This window comes from Pseudomonas sp. RIT357 (genome assembly GCF_000632245.1).
GTDB classification, from domain to species: domain Bacteria; phylum Pseudomonadota; class Gammaproteobacteria; order Pseudomonadales; family Pseudomonadaceae; genus Aquipseudomonas; species Aquipseudomonas sivasensis.
The window spans coordinates 193,849-206,064 of record NZ_JFYX01000012.1; the positions used below are offsets into that span (position 1 = coordinate 193,849).

Sequence of the window (12,216 nt, forward strand, 5' to 3'; positions counted from 1 at the left end):
AAAACAATACCTAGTGCACCCATTGCACTAACTAGGAGAACGGCATGCTTGAGCTCACTGTAGAGCAGATATCCATGGGCCAAGTGGCTACGGATAAATCTGCTGCCTTGCACCTGCTCGCTGACAAACTGGTGGCTGATGGCCTGGTCGCCGAGGGATACCTCAGCGGCTTGCAAGCCCGTGAAGCCCAAGGCTCGACCTTTCTCGGCCAGGGTATTGCCATCCCCCACGGCACTCCCGAAACCCGCGACCAAGTGTTTTCCACCGGCGTGCGCCTGTTGCAGTTCCCCGAAGGGGTGGACTGGGGCGACGGTCAGATTGTCTACCTGGCCATCGGCATTGCCGCCAAGTCCGATGAACACCTGCGCCTGCTGCAACTGCTCACCCGCGCCCTCGGTGAAACCGATCTGGGCCAGGCCTTGCGCCGTGCTGGCAGCGCTGAAGCGTTGCTGAAACTGCTGCAAGGCGCCCCGCAGGAGCTGGCGCTGGACGCGCAGATGATCAGCCTGGGCGTGTCCGCCGATGACTTCGAAGAGCTTGTCTGGAGAGGCGCACGCCTGTTGCGCCAGGCCGATTGTGTGAGCAATGGTTTCGCCGCTGTGTTGCAGCAGGTCGATGCGTTGCCCCTGGGCGATGGCTTGTGGTGGTTGCACAGCGAGCAGACGGTCAAGCGCCCTGGTCTGGCGTTCGTCACGCCCGACAAACCCATGCGCTATCTCGGTCAGCCGCTCAATGGCCTGTTCTGCCTGGCCAGCCTGGGCGAAGCCCATCAGGCGTTGCTTGAACGCCTGTGCGCGCTGTTGATCGAAGGCCGAGGCCAGGAATTGGGTCGCGCCACCAGCAGCCGTGCGGTACTCGAAGTGCTGGGCGGTGAACTGCCGCCGGACTGGCCGAGTGCCCGCATCACCCTGGCCAACGCCCATGGCCTGCACGCGCGGCCGGCGAAGATCCTCGCGCAATTGGCAAAAAGTTTTGAAGGCGACATCCGTGTGCGCATCGTCGATGGCCCCGTGGGCGCCGTGTCGGTGAAGAGCCTGAGCAAGTTGCTCAGCCTGGGCGCCCGTCGCGGCCAGGTGCTGGAGTTTGTCGCCGAGCCGACCATTGCTGGTGATGCGCTGCCCGCGCTATTGGCGGCAGTAGAAGAGGGCCTGGGTGAAGAGGTCGAGCCATTGCCGACCGCGAGCGCCCAGCCTGCCATCGTTGAGGCCGAACCCACGCTCAGCGCACCGCTGGCCGGCAGCCAGGTCCAGGCCATCGCCGCTGCGCCCGGCATTGCCATCGGCCCTGCGCATGTGCAGATCCAGCAAGTGTTCGATTACCCGCTGCGCGGTGAGTCCTCGGCCATTGAGCGCCAGCGCCTGCAAGATGCACTCGCTGAGGTACGCCGCGATATCCATGGCCTGATCGAGCGCAGCCAATCCAAGGCGATTCGCGAGATTTTTATCACCCACCAGGAAATGCTCGACGACCCGGAACTCACCGATGAAGTCGACACCCGTCTCAAGCAAGGCGAAAGCGCCGAAGCCGCCTGGATGAGCGTGATCGAAGCCGCCGCCAAGCAGCAGGAGTCGTTGCAGGATGCTCTTCTCGCTGAACGCGCCGCCGATCTGCGTGACATTGGTCGGCGGGTGCTGGCCCAACTGTGCGGTGTCGAAACCGCCCAAGAGCCTACCGAGCCCTACATCCTGGTGATGGACGAAGTCGGCCCTTCAGACGTTGCCCGTCTGGACCCGGCTCGCGTTGCCGGCATCCTCACTGCCCGTGGTGGCGCTACGGCCCACAGCGCTATCGTCGCCCGTGCCCTTGGTATCCCCGCGCTGGTCGGCGCCGGTCCGGCCGTGTTGCTGCTGGCCTCCGGCACGCCGCTGTTGCTGGATGGCCAGCGCGGTCGCCTGCACGTGGACGCCGACGCCGCCACCCTGCAACGCGCTACCGTCGAGCGCGACACCCGCGAACAACGCTTGCAAGCCGCCTCGGCCCAGCGTCACGAGCCAGCTGTCACCCGTGACGGCCACGCCGTGGAAGTGTTTGCCAATATTGGCGAGAGCGCAGGTGTTGCCAAAGCGGTCGAGCAGGGCGCCGAAGGCATTGGCCTGTTGCGCACCGAACTGATCTTCATGGCCCACCCGCAAGCCCCGGACGAAGCCACCCAGGAAGCCGAATACCGCCGCGTTCTCGACGGCCTCGACGGGCGCCCGCTGGTGGTGCGCACCCTTGATGTGGGCGGCGATAAACCGTTGCCTTACTGGCCGATTGCCGAGGAAGAAAACCCCTTCCTCGGTGTGCGTGGCATTCGCCTAACGCTGCAACGCCCGCAGATCATGGAGGCGCAATTGCGCGCGCTGTTGCGCTCGGCGGATAACCGTCCCCTTCGCATCATGTTTCCCATGGTCGGCAGCGTGGATGAATGGCGCGCAGCCCGGGACATGACCGAGCGCCTGCGTCTGGAAATCCCGGTGGCCGACCTGCAACTGGGCATCATGATCGAAGTGCCATCCGCTGCGTTGTTGGCGCCGGTGCTGGCCAAAGAGGTCGACTTCTTCAGCGTTGGCACCAACGACTTGACCCAGTACACCCTGGCCATCGACCGTGGCCACCCGACCTTGTCGGCCCAGGCCGATGGCCTGCACCCCGCGGTACTGCAACTGATCGATATCACCGTGCGTGCGGCCCATGCCCATGGCAAATGGGTCGGCGTATGCGGCGAGCTGGCGGCAGACCCGCTGGCGGTGCCGGTGCTGGTCGGCTTGGGTGTGGATGAGTTGAGTGTGTCCGCCCGCAGCATTCCTGAAGTCAAGGCGCGGGTGCGTGAATTCAGTCTGAGCGAGGCCCAGGGCCTGGCGCAAAAAGCACTGGCGGTGGGTTCTCCTGCTGAAGTGCGTGCCCTTGTGGAGGCCGTGTAAATGGCAAGGATTCTAAGCCTGACGCTGAACCCGGCGTTGGACCTTACGGTGCGCCTGCCGCGCCTGGAACCCGGTGAAGTCAACCGCAGCGACACCGTGCTCACCCATGCCGCCGGCAAGGGTGTGAATGTGGCGCAAGTGTTGGCAGATCTTGGGCATCAGGTGACCGTGGGCGGCTTTCTGGGGGAGGACAATCCTCAAGCTTTTGAGGCCCTGATCGCACGCCGTGGTTTTGCCGACGCGTTTATCCGCGTCCCCGGCGAAACCCGCAGCAATATCAAGATTGCCGAGCAGGACGGCCGGGTCACCGACATCAACGCGCCAGGTCCGCTGGTCAGTGAGCAGGCGCAACAGGCGTTGCTCGATCAACTCACGCGAATTGCCCCCGGGCATGACGCGGTGGTGGTCGCCGGCAGCTTGCCTCGCGGCGTCACCCCGCAGTGGTTGCATGGGGTGTTGGTGCAGTTGAAACACCTCGGTTTGAAAGTCGCGCTGGACACCAGCGGCGAAGCGTTGCGCGCCGGTTTGCAGGCGGGCCCGTGGTTGGTCAAACCCAATACTGAGGAACTCGCCGACGCTCTGGATAACGCTGCGGATGCCATCAGCCAACTGCATCAACAAGGTGTGGAGCATGTGGTGGTCTCCGACGGTGCCGCAGGCGTGAGCTGGTACAGCTCGGGCGCCACACTGCATGCGACGCCGCCCAAGGTCGCGGTGGCCAGCACCGTAGGCGCCGGCGACTCGCTGCTGGCCGGCATGCTCCACGGTCTGCTCAGCGGCGAAGCCCCCGAGCACACCCTGCGCCGCGCCACTGCGATTGCTGCGATGGCGGTGACGCAGATCGGTTTTGGCATCAGCGATGACGCGCAGTTGGCGCACCTCGAAAGCGGCGTCCTCGTACGCCCGCTGACAGAACAATAAGAGGGTTTGTGATGAAGTTAGCCATTGTTACTGCCTGCCCGAACGGCATGGTCACCAGTGTGCTGTGTGCCCGCTTGTTGGACGCTGCCGCGCAACGCCAGGGTTGGAGCACCAGCGTTGAAGTGGTGGATGTGCAGCACCCGGAACGCGCGCTGTCCCAGGCGACCATCGACGCTGCCGAGTGGGTGTTGCTGGTCAGCAGCACCCCGGTGGATATGCAGCGCTTTGTTGGCAAGCGCGTGTTTCAGAGCACGCCGGCCCAAGCGCTGGCGGATGTTGAAGCGGTATTGCGCCGGGGCGCTGAAGAAGCACTGGTGCATGTCGCCAGCCAAGCGCCAGCGGCGTCGAAGCAGGTACCGCGTATCGTCGCGGTTACCGCTTGCCCCACTGGCGTGGCCCATACCTTCATGGCCGCCGAAGCCTTGCAGCAGACGGCCAAGCGCCTGGGCTATGACTTGCAGGTCGAGACCCAAGGCTCGGTCGGCGCACGCACGCCGCTGAGCCCGGAGGCTATCGCCAACGCGGACGTGGTGTTGCTCGCGGCGGATATTGAAGTCGCCACCGAGCGCTTCGCCGGCAAGAAGATCTACCGCTGCGGCACCGGTATTGCGCTCAAGCAATCCGAAGCGACCCTCAACAAGGCCTTGGCCGAAGGCGCGGTGGAAAACGCGGGCAACGCTGCCGTGGCCAAGAAAGAAAAAACCGGCGTGTACAAACACCTGCTCACCGGGGTGTCGTTCATGTTGCCGATGGTGGTGGCGGGCGGCTTGTTGATCGCTTTGTCGTTTGCCTTTGGCATTCACGCGTTCGAGCAGGAAGGTACTTTGGCGGCCGCGTTGAAAACCGTCGGCAACAGCGCCTTTACGCTGATGGTGCCGCTGTTGGCGGGTTATATCGCGTACTCGATTGCCGACCGTCCGGGTATCGCACCGGGTATGATCGGCGGCCTGTTGGCCGGCACGTTGGGGGCGGGGTTTATCGGCGGCATCCTTGCCGGTTTCCTGGCGGGTTACTGCGTCAAGTTGATCACCCGTGCTGTGCAATTACCGCAAAGCATGGAGGCGCTCAAGCCGATCCTGATCATCCCGTTGCTGGCGAGCCTGATTACCGGCCTGGCGATGATCTATCTGGTGGGCCCGCCTGTGGCGCGCATGCTGACCAGTCTCACGGATTTCCTCAGCACCATGGGCACCACCAATGCGGTGCTGTTGGGCATCCTGCTGGGCGGCATGATGTGCGTGGATCTGGGCGGGCCGATCAACAAGGCAGCCTATGCGTTTTCGGTGGGTTTGCTGGCAGCGTCCAGTGGTGCGCCGATGGCCGCGACCATGGCCGCGGGCATGGTGCCGCCGATTGGCATGGGCATCGCAACGTTCCTGGCGCGTCGTAAATTTGCCCAGACCGAGCGCGAAGCCGGCAAGGCCGCGATGATCCTTGGCCTGTGCTTTATCTCTGAAGGCGCGATCCCGTTTGCGGCTAAAGACCCGCTGCGGGTGATCCCGGCCAGCATCGCCGGTGGCGCGTTGACTGGCGCTTTGTCGATGTATTTCGGCTGCAAACTCGCCGCGCCCCATGGTGGGCTGTTTGTGCTGGTGATCCCGGGTGCAATCAACCACGCGCTCTTTTACCTGTTGGCGATTGTCGCGGGTAGCCTGTTGACCGGTTTGGTCTATGCCGTGATCAAACGTCCTGAAACGGTGGAACTGGCTGTCGCACCGGTGTCATAAGCGCGTGCTTAAGTGGCCCTTTTGATACTCAAGAGGGCACCTGCATGAGCCATTTCGATCTGGGCCGGCGCCGTGTGATGCAAGTCGTCGGCGCCGGCCTTTTGCTGCCGGGTCTGGCGCCGGCGGTGATTGCTTCGGTGAAGGACCGGCCGCAACTCACCGACGGCGTACAGTCCGGCGACCTACTGGGCGACCGCGCCCTGATCTGGAGCCGCAGCGACCGCCCGGCGAGGATGGTGGTGGAGTGGGACACCCGTAGCGTGTTCAGCAACCCACGCCGATTCATCTCGCCTTTGGCCGACAACCGCAGCGACTTCACCGCTCGCGTCGAACTCACCGGGCTGCCCGCCGACCAGGCGATTTTCTACCGTGTGCACTTCGAAGATGCCCAAACCGGTGTCGCCAGCGAGCCGTGGTTCGGCCACCTGCGCAGCGTGCCGCAACAGCGTCGCGACATCCGGTTTGTGTGGAGTGGCGACACCGTCGGCCAAGGCTTCGGCATCAACCCGGACATCGGCGGCATGCGCATCTACGAAGCCATGCGCCTGCGCCTGCCGGACTTCTTTATCCACAGCGGCGACACCATCTACGCCGACGGCCCGGTGCCGGCGCAACTGCCCACCGAAGGCGGACGCATCTGGCGCAATATCACCACCGAGGCCAAGAGCAAAGTTGCTGAAACCCTCGACGAATACCGCGGCAACTACCGCTATAACCTGCTGGATGAAAACGTACGCCGCTTCAATGCTGAAGTGCCGCAGATCTGGCAGTGGGACGACCACGAGGTTGTGAACAACTGGTCGCCCAGCAAGCAACTCGATGAGCGTTACCAGACCAAGGACATCAACACCCTGGTCGGCCGTGCGCGCCAGGCCTGGTTGGAATATGCGCCAATGCGTTTGCAGGGCGCCGATGGCGGCGGGCGGATTTATCGCAAGCTAAGCTACGGGCCGCTGCTGGATGTGTTTGTGCTGGATATGCGCAGCTATCGCGGCGGCAACGATGACAATCTGGGCGGTGAAAAACCCTTCCTTGGCCGCGAACAGCTGGACTGGCTCAAGCGCGAACTCAAGGCTTCGACGGCGCAATGGAAAGTGATCGCCGCCGACATGCCCATTGGCCTGGGTGTGCCCGACGGTGAAGTGAGCCCCGGCGTGCCGCGCTGGGAGGCGATTGCCAATGGTGACCCCGGCCCGGCGCAAGGGCGCGAGCTGGAAATCGCCGAACTGTTGGCATTTCTGCGCGCGCAGAAGGTACGTAATCATGTGTGGCTGACGGCGGATGTGCACTACTGCGCGGCGCATCACTATCACCCGGATCGGGCGGCGTTTCAGGATTTTGAGCCGTTCTGGGAGTTTGTTGCCGGGCCTTTGAATGCGGGCAGCTTCGGCCCGAACCCCTTGGATAAAACCTTTGGCCCTGAGGTGGTGTTCGAGAAGGCCCCACCCGCGCAGAACACCTCGCCGTTTGCCGGGTTTCAGTTTTTTGGCGAAGTGCAGATTGATGGGCAGACAGCGGAGTTGACTGTGACTTTGCGCGACCTGGATGGGGTCTCGGTATTCCAGCAAAAACTGCAACCGGTCTGACTTGAAATGCACTCTAAATGAGGGAGGAGGCTTGCCCCCTCCCACATTGGATCACATCAATAGACGTCGCGGCGGTAGCGACCTTGTTCGATCAAGCGCTCCACCGCTTCACTTCCCAGTATGTCGACCAGCGCCTGATCCACCCCGGCCGCCATCCCCTGCAAACTTCCGCACACATAAATCGCTGCGCCATCGGCCAGCCATTTGCGCAGCACATCGGCCGATTCGCGCAGGCGGTCCTGCACGTAAATCTTCTCTTCCTGATCGCGGGAGAATGCCAGGTCCAGCAACGCCAAATCACCGCTGGCCAGCCAGCCTTGCAGTTCGTCCTGGCACAGGTAGTCGTGGGCGATATTGCGTTCGCCGAACAGCAGCCAGTTGCGCTGCTGGCCATCGGCAATCCGCGCCTTGAGCAAGCTGCGCAAGCCCGCCAGACCGGTGCCATTGCCCAGCAGGATCAGCGGCACTGGGACGTCCGGCAGGTGGAAGCCACTGTTACGCCGCAGGCGCAGGCTGATGCCCGTGCCGAGGGCTGCGTGTTCGGTGAGCCAGCCGGAACCCAGGCCCAGGCTGCCGTCGGGGTGGCGTTCCTGGCGCACGATCAACTCCAGCACGCCGTCGCTGGCAATCGAGGCGATGGAGTATTCGCGCATGCCCAAGGGCGCCAATGCGTTCACCAGCGCCTGGGCATGCATGCCCACCAGATGCGCACGGTTTCCCGGCAGTTGGCGCGTGGCCAGGGCTTGAGCGAGTGGAGTGGCCAAACCGTCGATCAACACGCCATCGGTGCCGGTCAGGCCAAGCCCACTCAGGAAGTGCTCAATGGCCCATGGGCAGTTGCGGGGCAGCACTTCTACCAAATCGCCGGCTTGCCAGCTTTGTGGCGAAGGCGGGGTGAGGCCGAGCAGGTAAACGTCCGAGCCCGTGCTGTTGCGGTTGAGCAGGCTGCGTTGGGTGAGTGTCCAGTGTTCGTACTGGGCCGTCGGCCATGCAGCGGCCGGTGCATGACCGGTTAACTGTCCGAGCTCTTGTTGCCAATGCAGCAGCGCGGCCGTGTCGCCGCTGTCCACTTCCACCGGGGCGAACAGCGGGTTGCCGCCCTGGTTGGTCAGCCAGAAATGCAGGCGCCGGGCAAAGCCGCAGAAGTGTTCGTACTGACGATCACCCAGGGCCAGCACCGAGTAATTCAGGCCCTTGAGGGACAGGTCCTGGCCGAGCACTGAGCGTTCAAAACCACGGGCGTTGTCCGGGGCTTCGCCGTCGCCGAAGGTGCTGACCACGAACAGCGCATTTTCTGATTGGCGCAGATCGTCCTGGCTCACACTGCCCAAGGACTGCACTTTCACTGGCAGGCCAGCTGCCTGCAATTGTCCGGCGGTCTGCCAGGCCAGTTGCTCGGCAAACCCGCTCTGGCTGGCAAAGCCGATCAGCCAGGCCGGAGCGTCGCTGTGGTTGGCGCTGAGGCCGTTGCGGGCGTCGCGCACCTGGCGTTTTTTGCGGCGACGGTCCAGGTACAGCAACCAGCCAGTGATGAAGAACAGCGGCATCAGCAATGAGCTGACGGTAAGGATGATTCGCCCGGCCAGGCCGAAGTAACTGCCGGTGTGCAGCGCATAGATGCTGGTCAGCAACTGCGCCTTGAAGCTTTTGCTGGCGTACTGGTCATGGGATTTGACCTCGCCGGTGGCCGGGTCCAGGTTGATCTGGTTGAGGGCGCGGTCATGGGGCGAGTCTTTCAACAGGTAGTAGACGGTCGCCGGTTGCCCTGCAACGGCGGGCATGCGGATGTTATAGGCATTCAAACCCGGGCCGGCCTGGCTGTAGATGCTGCTCCACATCGCGTCATAGTTGGCGACCGGTGCCGGGCCTTCCGGCGGCGGGCCGCGCTTGCGCATCCGCTCGGTTTGCGGCGCATCGGACAGCAGTTTGTTCAGGCCTTGGCTGTACCAGTCGTAGGACCAGGACAACCCGGTGAGCGCCGCGAGCAAGTAAGCCAGCAGACACCAGGTGCCGAATACCGAGTGCAGGTCCCAGTTGAAACTGCGGCCTTTTTTTCGCCAGTCCAAGGTCAGCCACACGCGCCAGTTTGCCACCTGGCGCGGCCAGCGCAGGTACAGGCCGGACAGGCAGAAAAACACCAGGATCAGCGTGCAGGCGCCCGTGATATTTCGCCCGGTTTCACCCATGGCGAGAAAGCGGTGCAGTTGCAGGATAAAACCGAAGAAGTCCTGGCCGACCGCATCGCCCATGTAGTCGCCGGTGTAGGGATCGAAGTAGCGCAGTTGGCCACGTCGCTCACCCGGCGGTGGGGTAAAGAACACGCGCGCGGCGTTGCCACTTTCGCTTTCCACGAACAGCATGGACACGGTCTTGCCTTCGGTGGCTTCCAGTTTGCGCACCAGTTCGGCAGGCGGAAGCACGCCGGCTTCGCGTTTTTCTACGCTCAGTACGTGGGGGTTGAGAGCCCGCAGTAGTTCATCCTGGAACGAGACCGCAGCCCCGGTGATCCCCATCAAGGCCAGCACCAGTCCGGCAGTAATGCCGAAGAACCAGTGCAACTGGAACAGGGTTTTCTTCAACACGTCTGACCGCCTCGTCTGTCTGGGTATGTAGGGCACGGCGCGCATTATGCCGTGGCTTGTCGAGAAACATTCTGTTTAACACGCAAAAGCCCCACGCATCCGGTGCGTGGGGCTTTTTGCTATGTGGAGCGGTGTTTAGAAGTGGAAGCTGGTGGACACCAGCGCCGTGCGCCCAGCCGCCTGGTTGGCGAAGTGCGAGGCGTAGGCCTTGTCGTAATAAGTCTTGTCCGTGAGGTTTTGCACATTCAACTGCAGGTCGACGTTTTTGGTCAGCTTGTAGCTGGCCATGGCGTCGTAGCGAGTGTAGGACGGCACGTACACGGTGTTGGCCGCATCGCCATAAACCTGGTCGACGTAGAACGCGCCACCGCCGACGGTCAGCTTCGGCGTTACGTCGTACGTGGTCCACAGGCTGAAGGCGTTCTTCGGGGTGTTGGGCATTTGGTTGCCTTTGTTGGAACCGGCCTGGACCACGCCCTGGCGGTTACCGTTTTTGCCTGGGTCAACCAGTTCGGCTTTCAGGTAGCTGTAGCCGGCGAACACTTGCCATTGATCGGTGATCTTGCCGCTGGCCGACAGTTCCAGGCCATCGACTCGCGACTCGCCCGCGGTTTCGTATGTGTTGGAATCCACCAGGATGCGGGTGTTTTTCTTCTCGGTGCGGAACACCGCTGCAGCCAGGGACAGACGGTTGTGGAACAGGTCCCACTTGGTGCCCAGCTCGTAGTTGACGGTTTCTTCGGGTTTCAGGTCGCTGGTGTTGATACCGGTCGGGATCGCGTTGTTGTCGACGCCTTCACCCACCAGGCCGCCGGCCGGCGATGCCGAAGTGGCGTAGGAGGTGTAGATGCTGCCGTTGTCCAACGGCTTCCAGACCAGGCCGGCCTGCCAGTTGAAGAACTGGCTGTCGTCCTTGACCTTGCTGCGTGCTTTGACCGTCGAGGAGGGGACGGCATTGGTGTTGGCTTCAGTGTCGAAGGTGTCGTAGCGCAGGCCGACGTTCAGCAACCATTTCGGGTCCAGCTCAATGGTGTCGAACACGTAGGCGGCGCGGCTGGTGGCCTTGGTGTTGGTGCCGTTGTAGTTGCGCGCGATGCTGCCGGTCCAGGCGTCATCCGGGTTCGGGTTGCTCAGCGAGGTGCACTGACCGCCCAGGCTGCCGGCGGCCACGGTACAGGTCGGGTTGGTGTTCGGGCTGACGGTGTAACCGCTGACGCGGGTTTCTTCGCCAGTGAATTCCAGACCGGTGGAGTAACTGTGCTTGAAGCCCAGGGCCTGGAAGTTGCCGAACAGGTCGGTCTGGTTGGTGGTGGTCGTGGTGGTCGACACGCGGGTGTTGGCGCGGCGCCAAACGGTACCGAAACGGTTGACGTTGCGCTGGCTGTCGTCGGGCTGGGTAAGGACGTAGTCCTGGTCGGTGCTGCCATGGCGCAGGGTGTTTTTCAGCGTCATGTCGTCGTTCAGGTCGTGCTCAATGGAGATTGTGCTGATGTCGGCGCGGGTCTTTCGGAAGTCACGATCCTTGAGACCGTAGAAGTTATTGCTGTCGCCGCCGTCGGTGGGCTTGTCATGGCCGTGGGTAGTGGCGGTCGACGAGCTATAGCCGTAGGGAATGCCCGAATCCGGCAGGTCGTTGCTTTCCATGTGGTAGTAGCTGAGGTTGACGCGGGTCGGGGTGCCCAGGCCAAAGGTCAGCGACGGGGCCACGCCCCAACGGTCGTAATTCACGGCGTCACGGCCGGCCACGTTCTGCTCATGGGTCATCAGGTTCAGGCGGAACGCGGCGCTGTCGTCGAGGAACTGGCGGTTTACATCGAGCACGTAGCGACGGGTCTGGTCGGAACCGTAGGTGAAACCGCCGTTGGTGAAGTCCCGGGCTTGCGGGGTTTTGCTCACCAGATTGAGGCTGCCACCGGCCGAGCCACGACCGCCGAAAGAGGAGTTCGGGCCTTTGCTGACTTCAATGGACTCGATGTCGAAAATCTCACGGCTCTGGCCGCCGGTGTCGCGAACACCGTCCAGGTAGGTGTCACCCTGGGCATCGAAGCCGCGGATGAATGGACGGTCACCTTGAGGGTTGCCGCCTTCGCCGGCGCCGAAGGTAATGCCCGGTACGGTGCGCAAGGCATCCTGCAACGAGGTAGCGGCGGTGTCCTTGAGTATTTGTTGCGGCACGACGGTGACGGAACGTGGCGTGTCCACCAGAGGCGCAGTGTATTTCTGCGAAGAGGCTTTCTCGACCTGGTAGGAGGTGGCGTCCTGTTCTTCCCCGGTAATGCTGGTGGCGCCCAGGGAGATGCTGTTGCGCTGGCCTTTTTGTTCTGTGTCTTCGGCCGCTTGCGCCATATGGGCGACAGAACTGGCACCGAGGGCGACGCCGATGGCCGAGGCCAGCAAACGCGGTGAACTGGCAGTTGTTTTTAGCGTAGTGCGCGACATGACGTGTCCTTTCCCCAAGGATGTGAGGCCGCGGAATATAGGGTGAACAAGTATTCAT

The 12,216-nt window shown here is 62.9% G+C and carries 6 protein-coding genes; 4 read left to right on the forward strand and 2 right to left on the reverse strand.

From position 1 onward, the window contains the following. Positions 1–44: 44 nt before the first annotated feature. The 4 genes from ptsP to BW43_RS17140 are packed head-to-tail and all read left to right on the forward strand — an operon-like array spanning position 45 to position 7,137. Entirely contained in the window at positions 45–2,903 is a 2,859-nt protein-coding gene (gene ptsP / locus BW43_RS17155; protein WP_032886208.1) for a phosphoenolpyruvate--protein phosphotransferase, read from the forward strand. After that, positions 2,904–3,824, forward strand: coding sequence for a 1-phosphofructokinase (gene pfkB / locus BW43_RS17150; RefSeq protein WP_032886209.1), 921 nt, complete (start codon positions 2,904–2,906; stop codon positions 3,822–3,824). It abuts the gene before it with no gap. 11 nt (positions 3,825–3,835) lie between these two features. Beyond that, entirely contained in the window at positions 3,836–5,551 is a 1,716-nt protein-coding gene (locus BW43_RS17145) for a PTS fructose-like transporter subunit IIB (protein ID WP_032886210.1), read from the forward strand. Positions 5,552–5,595: 44 nt separating this feature from the next. Continuing rightward, on the forward strand, positions 5,596–7,137 hold the full coding sequence (locus BW43_RS17140; protein ID WP_032886211.1) for an alkaline phosphatase: 1,542 nt from the start codon (positions 5,596–5,598) through the stop codon (positions 7,135–7,137). A gap of 56 nt (positions 7,138–7,193) precedes the next feature. Here BW43_RS17140 and BW43_RS17135 read toward each other — a convergent pair whose 3' ends face one another. Together BW43_RS17135 and BW43_RS17130 are read right to left on the reverse strand one after the other, a co-directional pair. Continuing rightward, entirely contained in the window at positions 7,194–9,719 is a 2,526-nt protein-coding gene (locus BW43_RS17135; protein ID WP_032886212.1) for a sulfite reductase flavoprotein subunit alpha, read from the reverse strand. Positions 9,720–9,854: 135 nt separating this feature from the next. Next, positions 9,855–12,158 (reverse strand): TonB-dependent siderophore receptor, encoded by a 2,304-nt coding sequence (locus BW43_RS17130; protein WP_032886213.1) that lies wholly within the window; start codon positions 12,156–12,158, stop codon positions 9,855–9,857. Positions 12,159–12,216 lie beyond the last annotated feature (58 nt).